This is a genomic window from Halomonas fontilapidosi (genome assembly GCF_014192285.1).
Taxonomy (GTDB): domain Bacteria; phylum Pseudomonadota; class Gammaproteobacteria; order Pseudomonadales; family Halomonadaceae; genus Halomonas; species Halomonas fontilapidosi.
The window spans coordinates 1-17,278 of record NZ_JACHXQ010000010.1; the positions used below are offsets into that span (position 1 = coordinate 1).

17 protein-coding genes are annotated in these 17,278 nt (G+C 66.6%); 14 read left to right on the plus strand and 3 right to left on the minus strand.

The window, feature by feature from the left end; all coding sequences use genetic code 11:
- Positions 1-197: 197 nt before the first annotated feature.
- From FHR95_RS13480 to FHR95_RS13500, 5 genes are all read left to right on the plus strand, one after another.
- Positions 198-926, plus strand: a complete 729-nt coding sequence (locus tag FHR95_RS13480; RefSeq protein WP_183314786.1) for a GntR family transcriptional regulator — start codon at positions 198-200, stop codon at positions 924-926.
- Positions 927-1,051: 125 nt separating this feature from the next.
- Positions 1,052-1,852, plus strand: coding sequence for a molybdate ABC transporter substrate-binding protein (modA, locus tag FHR95_RS13485; protein ID WP_183314787.1), 801 nt, complete (start codon positions 1,052-1,054; stop codon positions 1,850-1,852).
- Positions 1,852-2,520, plus strand: a complete 669-nt coding sequence (gene modB, locus FHR95_RS13490; RefSeq protein ID WP_040184514.1) for a molybdate ABC transporter permease subunit — start codon at positions 1,852-1,854, stop codon at positions 2,518-2,520. Before modA ends, modB begins: the two co-directional genes overlap by 1 nt.
- Positions 2,513-3,661 carry an ABC transporter ATP-binding protein gene (locus FHR95_RS13495; RefSeq protein ID WP_343065218.1) on the plus strand — a complete coding sequence of 383 codons (1,149 nt, stop codon included), beginning with the start codon at positions 2,513-2,515 and terminating at the stop codon, positions 3,659-3,661. Before modB ends, FHR95_RS13495 begins: the two co-directional genes overlap by 8 nt.
- A 10-nt stretch (positions 3,662-3,671) precedes the next feature.
- On the plus strand, positions 3,672-4,217 hold the full coding sequence (locus FHR95_RS13500; RefSeq protein WP_183314790.1) for a DUF192 domain-containing protein: 546 nt from the start codon (positions 3,672-3,674) through the stop codon (positions 4,215-4,217).
- Between the two features lies 1 nt (position 4,218).
- Here FHR95_RS13500 and FHR95_RS13505 read toward each other — a convergent pair whose 3' ends face one another.
- Positions 4,219-5,079: a DMT family transporter gene (locus FHR95_RS13505; protein ID WP_183314791.1), complete on the minus strand. Its 861-nt coding sequence runs from the start codon at positions 5,077-5,079 to the stop codon at positions 4,219-4,221.
- Between the two features lie 270 nt (positions 5,080-5,349).
- Between FHR95_RS13505 and FHR95_RS13510 the strand changes: the two genes are divergently transcribed.
- From FHR95_RS13510 to FHR95_RS13520, 3 genes are all read left to right on the plus strand, one after another.
- The gene (locus tag FHR95_RS13510; RefSeq protein ID WP_183314793.1) at positions 5,350-6,372 is read left to right on the plus strand and encodes a DctP family TRAP transporter solute-binding subunit; all 1,023 of its coding nucleotides are present in this window, start codon (positions 5,350-5,352) and stop codon (positions 6,370-6,372) included.
- 75 nt (positions 6,373-6,447) lie between these two features.
- Positions 6,448-6,924: a TRAP transporter small permease gene (locus FHR95_RS13515; RefSeq protein ID WP_040184519.1), complete on the plus strand. Its 477-nt coding sequence runs from the start codon at positions 6,448-6,450 to the stop codon at positions 6,922-6,924.
- The gene (locus FHR95_RS13520) at positions 6,914-8,221 is read left to right on the plus strand and encodes a TRAP transporter large permease (RefSeq protein WP_040184520.1); all 1,308 of its coding nucleotides are present in this window, start codon (positions 6,914-6,916) and stop codon (positions 8,219-8,221) included. The genes FHR95_RS13515 and FHR95_RS13520 overlap by 11 nt, the downstream gene beginning before the upstream one ends.
- Before the next feature lie 4 nt (positions 8,222-8,225).
- Here FHR95_RS13520 and FHR95_RS13525 read toward each other — a convergent pair whose 3' ends face one another.
- Entirely contained in the window at positions 8,226-8,750 is a 525-nt protein-coding gene (locus tag FHR95_RS13525; RefSeq protein ID WP_183314795.1) for a macro domain-containing protein, read from the minus strand.
- A 28-nt stretch (positions 8,751-8,778) separates the two neighbouring features.
- Positions 8,779-9,603, minus strand: a complete 825-nt coding sequence (locus FHR95_RS13530; protein WP_183314797.1) for a carbon-nitrogen hydrolase family protein — start codon at positions 9,601-9,603, stop codon at positions 8,779-8,781.
- Positions 9,604-9,708: 105 nt separating this feature from the next.
- Between FHR95_RS13530 and FHR95_RS13535 the strand changes: the two genes are divergently transcribed.
- From FHR95_RS13535 to FHR95_RS13560, 6 genes are all read left to right on the plus strand, one after another.
- Entirely contained in the window at positions 9,709-9,951 is a 243-nt protein-coding gene (locus FHR95_RS13535) for a DUF2798 domain-containing protein (protein WP_040184524.1), read from the plus strand.
- 234 nt (positions 9,952-10,185) lie between these two features.
- Complete coding sequence (locus FHR95_RS13540; RefSeq protein ID WP_183314799.1) at positions 10,186-11,574, plus strand: KamA family radical SAM protein; 1,389 nt, start codon at positions 10,186-10,188, stop codon at positions 11,572-11,574.
- Between the two features lie 232 nt (positions 11,575-11,806).
- Positions 11,807-12,787: a TAXI family TRAP transporter solute-binding subunit gene (locus FHR95_RS13545; protein WP_040184526.1), complete on the plus strand. Its 981-nt coding sequence runs from the start codon at positions 11,807-11,809 to the stop codon at positions 12,785-12,787.
- 138 nt (positions 12,788-12,925) lie between these two features.
- A complete protein-coding gene (locus FHR95_RS13550) occupies positions 12,926-15,523 on the plus strand; it encodes a TRAP transporter fused permease subunit (RefSeq protein WP_183314800.1) in 2,598 nt (865 codons plus the stop codon).
- Between the two features lie 11 nt (positions 15,524-15,534).
- On the plus strand, positions 15,535-15,963 hold the full coding sequence (locus FHR95_RS13555) for a universal stress protein (RefSeq protein WP_040184528.1): 429 nt from the start codon (positions 15,535-15,537) through the stop codon (positions 15,961-15,963).
- 399 nt (positions 15,964-16,362) lie between these two features.
- Positions 16,363-17,181, plus strand: coding sequence for a DUF2189 domain-containing protein (locus tag FHR95_RS13560; RefSeq protein ID WP_040184535.1), 819 nt, complete (start codon positions 16,363-16,365; stop codon positions 17,179-17,181).
- Positions 17,182-17,278 lie beyond the last annotated feature (97 nt).

Consider the following 17,278-nt stretch of genomic DNA (forward strand, 5'->3'; position numbering starts at 1 on the left):
GGAGCAGGGCATCGCCGCGCCCGGCGACCACGTGATCCTCACCCGGGGCGATCACATGAATGCCCATGGCGGCACCAACACCCTGAAGATCCTCGTCGTGCCTGAAGCCTGAATCCTGTATACAATGATTCTGTTTGGTGGTGTCATTCCGCTCGCGGCATGACACGCTGATGGCAGACACAGGTGGGGGACAGGGCATGCAGGAATGGCAGGAGGAGGTGCTGGCCGATGTCAGGGCCGGGCGTCGCATCAGCGACCGGGATATCGTCGCCAAGGTGCGACGGGCGGTGCTGATGCAGCGTCTGCCGCCCGGCACGCGGCTGCCCGAGGTGACCCTCGGCGAGGTCTTCGGCGTGAGTCGCTCGGTGGTGCGCAAGGCCCTGACCCGGCTGGCCTCCGAGCACGTGGTAGACCAGCGCCCCAACCAGGTGGCGCGGATTCGCGCGCCGAGCATCGAGGAGACTCGCGAGACCTTCGCCGCGCGCCGCCTGGTGGAGGGTGAGATCGCCGCGCTGCTGGCGGGCAATCTCGACGAGGCGTCGCACGTCCAACTCCAGGCGGAAGTCCGGCGTGAAATCGAGGCGCATGGGCGGGGCGACGAGCCGGCGCGCATCGAGCACTCGCTGGCCATCCACCACCTGCTGGGCGAGCATTCGCCCAACCGCGTGCTGGGGGCCATGCTAACCGACCTGATTCTGCGCACTTCCATCGTCATCGCACTCTACAAGCGGCCGAATCTGGCTTCCTGCTTTCTGGCGGGCGACCATACGGCGCTGCTGGTGTCCCTCGAGAAGGGAGAAGCCGAGGCGGCGCGAGAGGGCATCCAGCATCACCTGGAAAGCCTCGAGGGGCTGCTGGACCTAAGCCCTCGCGAGGCCAGCATCGACCTGATGGCGATCCTCGGGCGCTCCAGGGAGCAGGCCTGATGACCGCCACCACCGCCATCCCCTGACGTGCAACAAGGCCGGGGCGGATTCCCCGGCATCGCCTTGTCCCCCGGGGTAGGCCTGGTCGACAATGCAGCGACCATATCGCCGTTCGGGAATCCTGCATGTTCTCTCCCCTGCGCTGGGCCCTCGTCGCCTGGCTCGCCCTGATCCCCTCGCTGGCCCTGGCCGAGGCGCCCACCGTGGCCGTCGCTTCGTCTCTGCAGTTCGCCTTCCCCGAACTGGTCGAGCGCTTCCGGGCCCAGGGTGGTCCGCCGGTACGGGTCAACTACGGCGCCTCCGGCAACTTCCGTCGACAGATTGCCCAGGGCGCTCCCTTCGAGCTCTTCCTCTCAGCGGACGAGCAGAGCGTGCTGGCGCTGCATGAGGCGGACTTTACCGAAGACGCGGGGGAAATCTACGCCGTCGGTCGGCTGGCATGGATCCAGCGCTCCGGCCGCGAGCCGCTGCCCGCTGGGGAGGCACCGCTCGCCGCCGTCGAGGCGGCGATCGCTGCCTACCGGGCAGGCGAGGAGCGCCCGCGGGTGGCCCTGGCCAATCCGGAGCATGCGCCCTATGGCGTGGCAGCGCGCCAGGCCTTGACGCATGCCGGCCTGTGGGAGGACAGCGAGGCGCTGCGCGTGATGGGCGAGAGCGTTGCGCAGGCAGCGCAGTTCGCCCTGGCGGACGAGGCCCGAGGTGGCCTGGTGGCCCTGTCACTGGCGCTCGCGCCGGCCGTGGCCGAGCGCAGCGAGTACGTGCCGATTCCTGCCGACTGGCACGCGCCTCTGACGCAGCGCATGGCGCTGGTCACGGGCGCCGGCGAGTCTGCCCGCGCGCTCTACGAGTGGCTGCAGGGCGAGGAGGCGGGCAGCATCCTCGAGCGCTTCGGCTTCCAGACGCCGGATGCGGCGGACGGCCACTGATGGATTGGACAGCGCTCTCGGTCTCGCTGCGCCTGGCGGGGCTGACTTGCCTGCTGCTGCTGCCGCTAGGGCTCTGGCTGGGCCGCACCCTGGCGCTCTCGCAGTTTCGTGGCAAGCCGCTGTGCGAGGCGCTGGTGGCGCTGCCGCTGGTGATGCCGCCAACGGTGCTGGGGTTCTACATGATGGAGGCCTTTGGCGTGGAGGCGCCCTTCGGTAGCGCCTGGCAGTCGCTGACCGGCAGCGGTCTCAACTTCACCTTCACCGGTATCCTGATCGCCTCGCTGGTGGCCAACCTGCCGTTCGCCGTGCAGCCGATCCAGCGCGCTTTCGAGACGATTCCCCCCAACCTGCGCGAGGCCGCCTGGTGCAGCGGCCTCTCGCCCTTGCGCACGCTTCTGCGCATCGAGCTGCCGCTGGTATGGCCGGGGCTGATCTCTGCCCTGGCGCTGACCTTCGCCCATACCCTCGGCGAGTTCGGCGTGATCCTGATGGTCGGTGGGGCGATCGATGGCGAGACCCGCACCCTGGCCATCGCCATCTACGATCGGGTCCAGGCCTTCGACGAGTCCGGCGCCGCCGTCATGTCGGCCATGCTGCTGCTGGTCTCCTTCCTGACCATCGGCGTGGTCTATGGCCTGGCAGGACGCCGGAGGTGGCGCCGTGCCTGAGCCAAGCCACGTCGCGACCGATGGCCGCCTGGCGGTCTCGCTGCAGCAGGCAGGCCCGATTCCGCTGGATGCCGATTTTCACTGTGAGGCCGGCGAACTGCTGGCCCTGGTCGGCCCCTCGGGGAGCGGCAAGACCACCCTGCTGCGGGCCATCGCCGGGCTCTATCGGCCGGCGCGGGGCGTGATCCGCTGCGCCGGGGAGGCCTGGTTCGATGCCGAGGCGGGGCATTCGCTGCGGCCCCAGCAGCGTCGCGTCGGGCTGGTGTTCCAGGACTATGCGCTCTTCCCGCACCTGAATGCGCGAGGCAACGTCAAGGTGGCCCTGGACCATCTGCCCGCCGCGGAGCGCGGGCGCGTCGCCGAGCAATGGCTGGCCCGGGTGCGTCTCGATGGCCTGGCCGGCCGGTTTCCGGGTGAGCTGTCCGGGGGCCAGCGCCAGCGGGTGGCCCTGGCCAGGGCCCTGGCGCGGAGCCCGCGGGTGCTGCTGCTCGACGAGCCCTTCTCGGCGGTGGACCAGGTGACTCGTCGCCGCCTGCAGCGCGAACTGGCTCTGCTGCGCGAGGAGATCCGTATTCCCATCGTGCTGGTCACCCACGACCTGGACGAGGCCGCTGCCCTGGCCGACCGCCTCTGTGTGTTGCACGCCGGTCGCAGTCTGCAGCAGGCGCCGGCCGAGCAGCTCTTCCGACGGCCGGCGAGCCCCGAGGTGGCGAGGCTGCTCGATCGACACAACGTCTTCACTGGCCGCGTGGTGGCGGGCGAGCAGGGGCGCCGCCTGCAATGGGGCCCCTGGCTACTGGAGGTCGCGGAGGGGCTGGCGGCCGTGGCCCCTGGCCAGTCGGTCAGCTGGTACCTGCCACCCTCGGACGTCGTGCTCCATCGCCGTGGCCGCCCCTCACGGGGCGAGCGCGAGAATCCTGTCCAGGGCCGGGTGGTGGAGATGGCAGTGCTGGGCGGCATTACCTCCGTGGCGCTGGCCTTCGATCACTGCGACGATACCCTGCGCTTCGAGCTTCCCACCCACGCGGCGCGGCGCAATGGGCTGGCCCGCGGCGAGGGCGTCGGGGTCTCGCTGCTGGCCGCCGGCATCCACCTGATGCCCGACGCCCCTGTCACCCATCCCGAGAGTCCCCATCGCTGAGGAAACCGCCATGAACGCCAACCGACGCCAGCTGCTGCTTAGCCTGGCCCTGCTGCCCGCCGCCTCCCTGCTGCCGCGTGCCTTGACCGCGGCCGGATCTGATTCGGCGTCCGATGTTCAGTCTGAGACCCTCGAGACCGCTCCCCTGGTGATCCACGCCGAGCAGGGCCCTCGGCGGCTCGCGGTGGAGATGGCCCGCACCATTCCGCAACGTAGTCGTGGTTTGATGGAGCGCGACCAGCTGGCCGAGGGGGCCGGCATGCTATTCCTCTACGATCGCCCTCAGTCCTCGCGCAACGGCTTCTGGATGTACCGCACGCGTATCCCGCTGGATATCGCCTTCATCGACGAGGCGGGGCGTATCGCCGAGATTCACCGCATGGAGCCGTGCACGGCGACCCAGCCCGGAGAGTGCCCGGTGACACGTCCCGCAGTGCCCTATCGGGCGGCCCTGGAGGTCAATGCCGGGGCCTTCGCGGCGATGGGCGTGGTGGCGGGAGACTGCGTCAGCTGGCCGGGTGATGGCGGGCTCTGCACCGGCGCCACGGTCCAGTGAGTCAGGCCGCAGGGCGGCGCGGGCCGAGGCGCAGCACGATCAGTGCCAGGCCGGCGATCACCAGCCCGCCCCCGGCGAGCTTGTGGGGGCCCAGGCTGTCGCCCATCAGCGCCGCGCCGAGCAGTACCGCCAACACCGGCATCAGCAGGGTCAATGGCACCACGCGGTTGACCGGGTGGCGCCGCAGCAGGCCGTACCACAGCCCGTAGGCCACGATGGAGGACATCACGGCGGTATAGAAGACCGCTCCCCAGCCGGCCCAGCCGGCCTCGGTCATTGCCTGCCACTGGCCCTGCTCGAACCACCAGGAGCCCAGCGCCACCTGCGGCGTGGCGAACAGCGCCACCCAGCCGGCCAGCGCCATCGGCGAGACATTGGGGCCGCGCTTGATCAGCAACTGCGAGATGGCCCAGCCCAGGGCGCTGGCCAGCAGCAGGACGGTGGGCAGGACCGAAGGCAGGGTGGGGCCGCCGGCGAGCACCGCGACCCCGGCAAAGGAGAGCACCAGGCCGGCCAGCCGCCGAGGGCCGAGGCGCTCATGGAGGAAGACCACGGCAAGCAGGGTGGCGAAGGGCGTCCCCATCTGCACCAGTAGCGCCCCGGTACCGGCCTCGGCCTGGCCCAGCCCGATGAACAGCAGGGCGAAATGCAGCGAGCCGAAGGTCAGCGAGAGCAGCAGCAGGAAGGGCAACTGGTGGCGCGCCACCGGATGAAAGGGGACCAGCAGTCCGGCCACCAGGGTGAAGCGCAGCGTGGTTAACAGCAGCGGCGGCAGTTCGGCCACCCCGAGTTTGATGACGATGATGTTCAGCGCCCAGATGACGATGACGGCAAGGCCCAGGGCCAGGTCGCGAAGCGGCAAGGGGCCTCCTCGGGGTTGGAAGGGGATAAGTGGCCCAGCATAGCAAGTGCGTTGAACCCGGGGACAGGGCGGGCCTGCGTCCTGTCTTGCATGACCATGGTATGACAGGGCATCTTGAAGTGCGCGGGCGTCGATGACGCCCCTCGGATGCCTGTCGGATCCGACGCTGATCGATTGCGAGGTCGGCCGCCTGCGACAGGCATCTGGACACTACCGCCGGGCAGGTTGCCGCACGGACCTGCCCAGAGCCCGATACCGCAAGGACACGCCATGAACTCGTCTCGTTACCTGCCTCGACTGACCGCCGCGCTGGCCGGCGTCGCCGTCGTCTCGCTCTCGCTGTCTGTCTCGTCTTCCGTTCAGGCCCGCGAGCTCTCCGTCTCCACCGTGCTCTCCGACGCCTTCCCCTGGGGCCAGGCCGCCGAGAAGTGGGCCGAGCTGGTCGCCGAGCGTTCCGACGGCGAGCTGACGCTGCGCGTCTACCCCAACTCCCAGCTCGTCAACGGCGACCAGACCCGCGAGTTCTCGGCCATGCGTTCGGGCCTGATCGACGCTGCCGTAGGCTCGACCATCAACTGGTCGCCCCAGGTCCCGGAGCTCAACCTCTTCTCGCTGCCCTTCTTCATGCCGGACGTGGAGGCCGTGGATGCGGTGACCGGCGGCGCGGCGGGGGAGAGCGTCTTCGCGGCCATCGAGTCCCGCGGCGTGGTGCCCCTGGCCTGGGGCGAGAACGGCTTTCGCCAGCTCTCCAATTCGCAGGGTCCCATCGACGCGCCCGAGGACCTCGAGGGTCTGAAGATTCGCGTGGTGGGGTCACCGCTGTTTCAGGACACCTTCACGGCACTGGGCGCCAACCCCACCCAGATGAGCTGGGCCGATGCCAAGCCGGCGCTGACCACCGGCGCGGTGGACGGCCAGGAAAACCCGCTTTCGGTGTTCGACGTGGCGCGCATCGATCAGGTGGGTCAGGAGTATCTGACGCTGTGGAACTACATGAACGACCCCCTCGTCTTCGCGGTGAACCAGCAGGTCTGGGACTCGCTCTCTGCGGAGGAGCGCACCGTGCTGCGGGAGGCCGCCGAGGAGGCCGGCGCCTGGGAGATCGCGATGACCCGCGAGCAGGAGCCCGAGCGCCTGGCGGCCATCAAGGAGCGCGGCGTCACGGTTACCGAGCTCGACGAGGCGCAGCACCAGGCGTTCGTCGAGGCCACCGAGAGCGTCCACGACGAGTGGGTGCCGCGTATCGGCTCCGAGATCGTCGAGGCGGCACGCGCCGACATGCAGGGCGAGTAAGCGCCTCCCGCTCCCGTGCCATCGGCCCCATCGCGGGGCCGATGGCGTTTCCCACCCCCTGATGCCGCGACACCCATGAAACGTCCCGATGCAAGACTCGAGCGCCTGCTGGCGAGCCTGGCGATCCTGATCATCAGCCTGATCAGCCTGGGCAACGTGCTGGTGCGCTACCTGACCGGTGGTTCCTTCGCCTTCACCGAGGAGTTCTCGGTGTTCCTGCTGGTTGTGCTGACCTTCGCCGGCGCCTCGGTGGCGTTGCGCCGCAACGGCCATATCCGCATCGGCCTGCTGGAGCGGGCCCTGCCGGCCGCCGGTCGCCAGGCGCTGATCCTCTTTCAGGGAGGCTGCGGGGTCGTCGTGCTGGGGCTGATCACCTGGTACGGCGCCCGGATGACCTGGCAGGAGCTCCAGTGGGGCTCGCTCTCGCCGGGACTGGGGCTGCCGCAGTGGTGGTATCTCGGCTGGCTGCCGTTGCTTTCGGGGCTGATGCTGCTGCGCCAGCTGCAGCAGACCCGGGATCGCCTGCGCGGGAGGCTCGAGGATGAATCCTGATCTGTGGATGCTGCTGGCCTTCGCCGGGCTGCTGATCGCCGGGGTCCCGGTGGCCTTTTCGCTGGGCCTGTCCGGCGCCGTGGGGATACTGGCCGGCCTCTCGCCGGCGATGCTGGCGACGCTGGGTACCAATACCTACAACAGCATCGCCAAGTATCCGCTGATCGCCATTCCGCTGTTCATCCTCACCGGTCTGATCTTCGAGCGGGCGGGGGTGGCGGCGCGGCTGGTGCGCTTCGCCCAGGCGCTGATCGGACCGCGCCACGGTGGCCTCGCCCTGGTGGCGGTGCTGGTCTGCATGATCATGGGTGGCATGAGCGGCTCGGGCCCCGCCGATGCCGCCGCGGTGGCCATGGTGATGCTGCCGAGCATGACCAAGGCGGGCTACCCCCGGCCCTTCTCGGCGACGCTGATCGCCGCCTCGGCCTCCACGGCGATCCTGATCCCTCCCTCGGTAGCGCTGATCCTCTACTCCATCGTGGTACCGGGGGTGGATCTGCGGGCGCTGTTCGCCGCCGGGCTCTTCCCCGGTGTCCTCGCCGGGCTGGCGCTGCTGGTGCCGGCGCTGCTGGTCTCACGGCGCTATGGCTGGGAAGGCGGCACGCCCGTGGAGGGCGCGGAGCATCCTCGGGTGGGCGAGAGCTTCCGGCAGGCGCTGCCGGCGCTGTTCGCCCCGGTGCTGATTCTCGGCGGACTGCGCAGCGGACTCTTCACGCCCACCGAAGCCGCGGTGGTGGCGGTCGCCTACGGCACCTTGGTGGGGCTCTTCCTGACCCGCGAGATGCGCTGGCGAGATCTCTGGGCGCTGCTCGGCGAGGCCGCTGTGATCTCGGGCGTGGTGATGCTGATCATCGCCCTGGCCGGCATCTTCGCCTGGGCCGGCACCATGCTCGGCACCTTCCGTCACCTGGCAGAGTGGATCGTCGGACTCTCCGACAGCGGCCCCTTGCTGCTGGTGCTGATCATGCTGGCGGTGCTGGTGGCCGGCATGCTGCTGGATGCCATCTCCATCTACCTGATCATGATGCCGATCCTGATCCCGGTGATGCAGCACTTCGGCTGGAACCCGGTATGGTTCGGCATCCTGCTGGCGATGAATATCGCCATCGGCCAGTTCACGCCGCCCGTGGCGGTGAACCTGATGGTGACCACCGAGGTCGCCAAGGTGCGCCTGGAGCAGACCGTGGGCTGGGCACTGCTGTTCGTGGCCGCCATGGCAAGCGCGCTGGCGCTGGTCGCCGTGTTTCCCGAGATTGCCCTCTGGCTACCGCGCGTGCTGGGCTACAACCTGGGGTAGGGGGTTACCCATTGCCACGCTTCAGGGCCTCAAGCGTCCGCTGATGGAGCACAGTGCTGTCGGCATCGAAGAGCACGAAACGCACCCGCTCGATGCCCGGGCAATCGGGCAAGGTCTGCAGCACGGTGGCGAGTGCCACGCGGGCCGCCTCGGCGGCCGGATAGCCGAAGGCCCCGGCGGAGAGCGCCGGAAAGGCAATCGAGCGCAATCCCTCACGTTCCGCCAGCTCCAGGGCATTGCGGTAGCAGGCGGCCAGCAGCTCGTCGGCGGGCTCGTCAACGCCGTAGACCGGGCCCAGGCAGTGGATGACGTGGCGGTTGGGCAGCTCATGGGCGCCGGTGATCACGGCCTGCCCGGGGCGGATTGGTGCCAGCGGCTGGCACTCCTCGGCGAGACCGGGGCCCGCGGCGCGATGCAAGGCACCGGCCACGCCGCCGCCGCTGCGCAGCTGCGCGTTGGCGGCATTGACCACGGCGTCGATGTCGGTCTGGCGGGCGATATCACCCTGGACGCATTCGATGGTGCCCATCTCGCTTTCCTCCTGTCGGCTGATGGGTTCAGTCTGGTCGCCAGAGCGGTAGGGCTTCAAGGTCGTCGCGGCGATCCCGTGACAGTGGCAGGCGTGTGCGCGCTGCCGTCAGTTCGTCCTTGTGCAGGGTCAGCCACTGCCACTGTTCGTCGTTGCCAAAGGCGAGGGAAGGGTGGTCGCCGTCCACCAGCGGTGGGCAGAACAGCGACTGGCCCCAGTCGTCGCCGGCGCGGTTGAGGCTCAGCCAGTAGAGCTGGTTCTCCATGGCGCGGGTGGTGACGAAGGCGTGCCAGCTGGTGAAGCTGAAGTCCCGGGTGAAGGCCACCGGGTGAAGGATCAGCCCGGCGCCCGCATCGGCCAGGCGCCTGGCCAGGTCGGGAAAGCGCAGGTCGTAGCAGATCACTACCCCGACCCGCCAGCCGGCGATCTCGGTGACCAGCAATCCCTCGCCCGGCGAGAAGTGGGCGGCCTCGCCGGAGGCCCCGAACTGGGCGCAGTGCAGCTTGTCGTAGACGCCGGCCAGGCGGCCGTCGGGGCCGACCAGCACCTGGCTGATATGGCGTCGGCCGTTGCTGCGCCGCGCCATGCCGAAGGCGATGGTGGTGCCGAGTTCCCGCGCCAGGTCAGAGAAGGTCGTGACGACGGGGCCGGCCAGGTCGTCGTCGAGATCATCGAGGCAGGCGAAGGCGTCATCCCCATACTCCTGGGCCGCCAGTTCCGGCAGCACTATCAGGTCCGGGACGCCCTGGCGGCAGGCGTCACGCATGCGTTCGGTCAGACGGCTGAGGTGGCTGAGCTGGTCGGCTCGATTTCGGGTGGCAGGAATGGTGATCTGGCCGGCGAGAATCTGCATGCGGGCTCCTGTTGCGACCCATGGGCGCACCGCACGGCATTCACCGGGGTGCTGGCGTAGAATCGTGAGTCTAACCGCTGTCTTTTTGCCTGTCCGGAGTTGTCGATGCTATTTCCCCCTCGCTTCGCTCCCCTGGTGTTTGCCGTGCTGATGTCCGTCTACATGGTCACCCTGATGACCTTCGTCATCACCTGGGTCAATACCGGCCTGGGCGAGGGGTTCGCCGGCCGCTGGTGGCATGCCTTTTACATTGCCTGGCCCATTGCCTTCATGCTGATCCTGATTGGCGCGCCGCGCTTGCAGCGCCTGGCCGCCCTGTTGATCCGCCACCCCCGAGCGCAGCGCTGACACGGGTAGCGCGCCTTGTCTTTGGTGTTTCACATTCGTTGCATTTGTCCGTCATAGACGTGACATTCGTTGCAAATCGACGCAGAAACTTGCAGCGATAGCAGCGAGCCTGTACCAATGGCCTCCCCCCGAACCACTCGCGGTGTGCCGGTTTTGCCGGCGCAGCGGACGTTCTCGTCCGCCTTGCAGGGCCTCTGGCCGCCCTGCTGCTGCACAACGACATCAGGAGGTGGCATGAACCAGCGCGTGAACATCGATCTCGACGGCTCCCGGGCCGAGGCCTTCGAAGCCCGCCAGTTCAAGGTCTACACCCACCGTCAGCTCGACAAGATCGACGCCATCCAGGGCCTGCCCGACGACCTGCGTTTTGATATGCGGGTGGTCAGTCAGGTGCTGCCGTTCCGGGTCAATGAGTACGTGATCGAGGAACTGATCGACTGGAACAACATTCCCGAGGATCCGGTCTTCCAGCTCACCTTTCCGCAGCGCGGCATGCTGCGTCCCGAGCACTATGACGAGATGGCGGCGCTGGTGCGCCGCGAGGCCCCCGCCGCCGAGATGAAGCCGGTGATCGAGCGAATCCGCTCCGAACTCAACCCTCATCCGGCGGGGCAGATGGACCTCAACCTGCCGCTGCTCGACGGCGAGCCATTGCCTGGCATGCAGCACAAGTACCGCGAGACGGTGCTGTTCTTCCCCAGTCAGGGCCAGGTATGCCACAGCTATTGCACCTTCTGCTTCCGTTGGGCGCAGTTCGTCGGCGACAAGGAGCTGAAGTTCGCCTCCAGTGAGGCGGATTCACTCCACCGCTATCTCGCCGAGCACAAGGAAGTCACGGACCTGCTGCTGACCGGCGGCGACCCCATGGTGATGAAGGCCAAACACCTGCGCCAGTACCTGGAGGGGCTGATGGCGCCGGAGCTGGACCATGTGCAGGACATTCGCATCGGCACCAAGAGTCTGACCTTCTGGCCCTACCGCTTCGTCACCGATCCCGATGCCGAGGATATTCTCGCGCTGTTCCGCGAACTGACTGCGGCCGGCAAGCACGTCGCTTTCATGGCGCACTTCAATCACTGGAAGGAGATGGACACGCCCATCTGCCGCGAGGCGATACGCCGTATTCGCGCCACCGGGGCCGAGATTCGCACCCAGGCTCCCCTGCTCAAGCACATCAACGATGATGCCGACCAGTGGGCGAGGATGTGGACCACCCAGGTGCGCCTGGGGATGATCCCGTACTACATGTTCGTCGAGCGTGACACCGGCGCCCGCCACTATTTCGAGGTGCCGCTGGTGCGCGCCTGGGAGCTCTATCGCGAGGCCATGAAGCAGGTGCCGGGGCTGGCGCGAACCGCCCGTGGGCCCTCGATGTCGGCCGATCCGGGCAAGGTGGAGATCCAGGGCGTCACCGAGATCCATGGCGAGAAGGTCTTCGTGCTGCGCTTTATCCAGGGCCGCGACAGCGACTGGGTGCAGCGGCCCTTCTTTGCCAAGTACGACGAGGCCGCCACCTGGCTCAACCACCTGGAGCCCGCGCTGGGGGAGAGCGAGTTCTTCTATGAGGCCGAGTTTGCGGCCATGAAGGACGAGAAGCAGGCGTTGATCATGAAGGCGTCGTGAGGCGTTTCATAGTCCCGGATGCGAGGCCCTGCGTGAGAAGCGTCGCTAAAAATTAACGCTCACTCAACGTGCTTTGGGGTCTAGACTCGAACTCATGGAAAAAGACCCATCAAGCGCCCGTTTTTTTCGCTAAAGTAGGAAAGGGCGGCCAAGGCCGCCGGCGGTCGCGCAAGGGCTGCCATATCGGAACCTGTTTGCACAACACGTTTGTCGACAATAAAGAGGTGTGTTCATGAAACGCCATGCATTCTCTGCTGCTGCCTTCTCCGGCGCGCTCCTGGGGGCCGCGATGTTCGCGTCGCCGGCCATGGCCCAGGATGAAGAGAAATTCATCACCATCGGTACCGGCGGCCAGACCGGCGTCTACTATGTGGTCGGCCAGTCCGTGTGTCGCCTGGTGAACCGGCTGGAAGACGCCAACATCAAGTGCAACGCGCCCTCGACCGGTGGCTCGGTGGCCAACGTCAACGGCATCAAGTCCGGTCAGCTCGACATGGGTGTGGTGCAGTCCGACGTCCAGTACCAGGCCTATAACGGCACCGGCAACTTCGAGGGCGACGCCTACGAGGACCTGCGTGCGGTCTTCCGCGTTCACGGCGAGCCGCTGACCCTGCTGGCCCGCGCCGATTCCGGCATCGAGGAACTCGACGACCTGGAAGGCAAGCGCGTCAACATCGGCAACCCGGGGTCCGGCCAGCGCAACACCATGGAAGTGGTGATGGACGCCAAGGGCTGGACCGAGGATACCTTCGCCTTGGCCTCCCAGCTGGATGCCGCTGAGCAGGCCGCGGCCCTGGCCGACAACAACGTCGATGCCATGGTCTATGTGGTGGGCCACCCCAATGGTTCCATTCAGGAGGCCACCACTACCGTCGATGCGCGCCTGATCCCGCTGAACGGCCCGGCCATCGACGAGATCGTCGAGGAGTATCCTTACTATTCCAAGTCGGTCATTGCCGGTGGCCTCTACAAGGGCAACCCGGATCCGGTGGAGACCTTCGGCGTGGCAGCCACCTTTGTGACCACCGCCGAGGCTGACGACGAGGTTGTCTACCAGACCGTCAAGGCGATCTTCGACAATTTCGACCGCTTCAAGCGTCTGCATCCGGCCTTCGAGGGCCTCGATGCGGAAGAGATGGTCACCTCCGGTCTCTCGGCACCGTTGCATGAAGGGGCCGCGCGCTACTATCGCGAGCAGGGCTGGATCGAGTAATGCGACCCGTCTGAGGGGTATTCACCTCGGTGAAGAATGCGCGGTCACCCGAGGGGGCCGCGCATTCTGTTTGGGATGCCGGAGGGCATCACCAACAGGGCTTTCCAGGACAAACGTAACTTAGAGCAGGGCACGCTTATGAGTGAGGATAACAACAAGAGGACCACGGGATCGGAGGTCGATCTCGAGGATATGGTTGCCTCTTCCGATTCAGGGGCTCGCAAGCCGGCTGGGACGCCGGGCAAGCTGCTGGTCAGCATTGCCGCCGCCTGGTCGCTCTTCCAGCTGTGGATCGCGTCCCCGCTACCGTTCATGCTGGGTTTTGGGGTCTTCAACGCCACCGAGTCACGCTCCATCCACCTGGCCTTCGCGCTCTTCCTGGCCTATATGGCCTATCCGGCGCTCAAGCGCTCGCCCCGCGATCGGATCCCCGTTCAGGACTGGGTCCTGGCGGCGGCGGCGGCCTTCTGCGGCGCCTACATGTTCATGTTCTACGAACAATTGGCCCAGCGTCCGGGTGCGCCGATCCTGCAAGACGTGATCATCGGTGTGGCCGGTATCCTGCTGCTGCTCGAAGCCACACGACGGGCGCTCGGCCCGCCGCTTGCGATCATCGCCTCGATCTTCATCTTCTACTCGCTGGCCGGGCCCTACATGCCGGGCATCCTGTCCCACCGCGGGGTCAGCCTCTTCGGTCTGGTCAATCACCAGTGGCTGACCACCCAGGGGGTCTTCGGCATCGCGCTGGGGGTTTCGACCAGCTTCGTCTTCCTGTTCGTGCTGTTCGGTGCCCTGCTCGACAAGGCTGGCGCCGGTAACTACTTCATCAAGGTCGCCTTTTCGCTGCTGGGCCACTACAAGGGCGGCCCGGCCAAGGCCGCCGTGGTGGCCTCGGGCATGACCGGTCTGATCTCCGGTTCCTCCATCGCCAACGTGGTGACTACCGGTACCTTCACCGTGCCGATGATGAAACGCGTCGGCTTCTCCGCCGAGAAGGCCGGTGCGGTGGAGGTATCCTCTTCGGTCAACGGCCAGATCATGCCGCCGGTCATGGGCGCCGCGGCCTTCCTGATGGTCGAGTACGTGGGTATCTCCTATGTGGAAGTGATCAAGCATGCCTTTCTGCCGGCGCTGATCTCCTATATTGCGCTGATTTACATCGTCCACCTCGAGGCCCTCAAGGCCGGTCTGCAGGGGCTGGAGAGCAGCAATCCTGCCAAGCCTCTGGTGCGCAAGGTGATCGGTTTCCTCGGTGGGCTACTGCTGATGATGATCACGGCACTCGTGGTCTACTACGGCCTGGGCTGGCTCAAGCCGGTGCTGGGTGGTGCCACTCCCTGGGTGGTGGCCGTGGGGCTGGCGGCGATCTACGTGGGGCTGCTCAAGGTCGCCTCGAACTATCCCGAGCTGGAGCTCGACGACCCGGATACTCCCATCTACACGTTGCCCCAGACCCGGCCCACGGTGATGGTCGGCCTGCAGTTCATTCTGCCGGTGATCGTGTTGATCTGGTGCCTGATGGTGGAGCGCCTCTCGCCGGGGCTGTCGGCCTTCTGGGCGACGGTATTCATGGTCTTTATCATCCTCACTCAGCGTCCCATCATGGCGATCTTCCGCGGGCACAGCGACATGGCGACGGACCTGCGCGAGGGTGCCCTGGACCTGTGGAACGGCCTGGTCACCGGTGCCCGCAACATGATCGGCATCGGCATCGCCACCGCCACCGCCGGCATCATCGTCGGCGCGGTCTCCCAGACCGGTGTCGGCCTGGTACTGGCCGACGTGGTGGAGATCCTCTCCATGGGCAACTTGATGCTGATCCTGATCTTCACCGCGGTGCTCAGCCTGATCCTTGGCATGGGCCTGCCCACCACGGCCAACTACATCGTGGTGTCGGCGCTGCTGGCGCCGGTGATCGTCCAGCTGGGCGAGCAGAATGGCCTGCTGGTGCCGCTGATCGCGGTGCACCTGTTCGTGTTCTACTTCGGCATCATGGCGGACGTCACACCGCCGGTGGGGCTAGCCTCCTTCGCTGCGGCCGCGGTCTCGGGCGGCGACCCGATCCGCACCGGCTTCCAGGCCTTCTACTACAGCCTGCGCACCGCGGCACTGCCGTTCCTGTTCATCTTCAATACTGACCTGCTGCTGATCGACGTCTCGCTATTGCAGGGGGTGGTGATCTTCGTGGTGTCGACCATCGCCATGCTGATCTTCGCGGCGGCCACCCAGGGCTTCATGATCGCCCGCAACCACTGGTACGAGTCCATCGTGCTGCTGCTGGTGGCCTTTACGCTGTTCCGGCCGGGCTTCTGGATGGACATGATCCACGACCCCTACCAGTCGGTGCCACCATCCCAGTTCGTCGAGGCGCTGGGCAACGTCGACGAGGAGAGCACCCTGCGACTGCAGATCCTCGGCGAGGGGGACTTCGGTGATCCGCTGACCACCTACATGCAACTGCCCGTGCCGGAAGGCGAGACGGGCGAGGAGCGCCTGGAAAATCTGGGCCTGGAGCTGGTCATCGAGGATGAGCGGGCGGTGGTCGACATGGTGGCTTACGGCAGTCAGGCGGCGGATCTGGGCTTCGACTTCGACCAGGAGATCATCGAGGTGCTGGCCCCGGTGGATCGCTGGACGAAGGAGCTGATGTGGATTCCGGCCTTCCTGGTGTTCGGCCTGATCGTAGTGATGCAGCGCCGGCGGCGTGATCGCACTGCCGCCGCGGCAACAGCCTGAAGGAGAGCGTCATGTACCAAAAGATCATGTTGCCGGTCGACCTCAACGAGGAGGCCTCCTGGACCAAGGCGCTGCCGACGGCAGTGGAGCTTTGCCGAAGTTTCGGCGCCTCCCTGCATGTGGTGACGGTGCTGCCGGACTACCGCATGCCGCTGGTCGGTTCCTACTTTCCCAAGGACTTCGCCAAGAAGGCCCATGAGGCGGTCACCGAGGCCCAGCACGAGTTCATTCGTGAACACGTCCCCGAAGACATCACGGCCCAGAGCGTGATCGTCGATGGCTCCCCCTGGGAGGCCATCATCAAGGCGGCGAAGAAGCTCGAGGTGGATCTGATCGTCATGGCATCGCATAACAAGCGCAAGTTCGCCGACTATGTGCTCGGCCCCAATGCCGAGCATGTGGTGCACCACTCCAAGATGTCGGTAATGATCGTGCGCTGAGCGGGACCGCTACCTTCCGCAGTCCCCTGTGTGTCGTACCCGTCGAACGCCTCCCCTGCGGGAGGCGTTCGCGCGTGAGGATACTGCCCCCGGTGCTGCACCACCGGCCGAGACAGCAAGTGGCAAGGGTGACCACGGCGCAATGGAAGCCCCGCCTGTCTGGTGCTGGCCGGCTTCGTGCTGATGATGACCCTGGGCAAGACCCTGGGATAAAGCCTGCGCCGCCAGGACATTCTGCGTTGAGTGCGGTGCGGCAACATCGCCTGCATGAATGGCTGTCCTCGTCTACATTAACCAGATGTTAAACGAAGAAGGGCGTACGATGGTCTTGTGCCATGGTGCAGCCTTGGACGGGCCCGGCAGCGCCGGGACTCAACAGGTGGAAACAGGGGTATGACCATGAATGCAGCGACGGCAAAAGAGCAGGGCAAGGGTGCCGCGCCCAATGTCAAGATCAGCATCCGGTCGGTTGGCATGGACAAGCCCCGAGCCTGGTTGACGGCAGGGTTCGAGGACTTTCGCCAGGCCACGGCAGTCAGCCTGGCCTATGGCATGTTCTGGGTGGGGTTGAGCGTCGCCGTGACGGCGGGTGCCTTTACGCTAGGCCTCTGGCACTGGCTGCTGCCGCTGGTGGCCGGCTTCATGTTCATCGGACCGCTGGTAGCAGTGGGCTCTTACGGCGTCAGCCGCGCCCTGGAGGCGGGTCGGGTGCCCAATCTGGGTGATGCCTTCGGTGCCTGGAAGGGCCATGCGGGGCAGCTGGCGATGATGGGCGTGATGATGATGATCTTCTTCCTCGCCTGGATACGTCTGGCCACCCTGCTGTTTGCGCTGTTCTTCGGCTTCGAGGCCCCGAGCCCCGAGACGCTCTATGCCACCCTGCTGACTACCCCCAACGGTCTGATGATGCTGGCGGTGGGGACCGCGATCGGTGCCGTGCTGGCGTTCGGTGCCTTTACCATCAGCGTCGTGGCCATTCCGACCCTGATGGACCAGGACCTGACCTTCATGGAAGGCATCGAGGCCAGTATTCGCTCAGTGTCCAATAATTTCCGCCCGATGCTGCTGTGGGCGGCGATCCTCACCGGCTGCGTGCTGATCGGGGTGATGACCTTCTACATTGGCCTGGCGCTGATCCTGCCGGTACTGGGCCACGCCAGCTGGCACGCCTATGAGGATCTGGTGCGCATCGAGCCGCTGGAAGACGTGCCGAGCTGACCCCTTCTGCTGGGGAGATACGAGAAACCCCCAGGGGCGCCAAGTGCCCCCTGGGGGTTTTGATATCCACTCCCCTGACCGCAGCCGGCGAATCGCG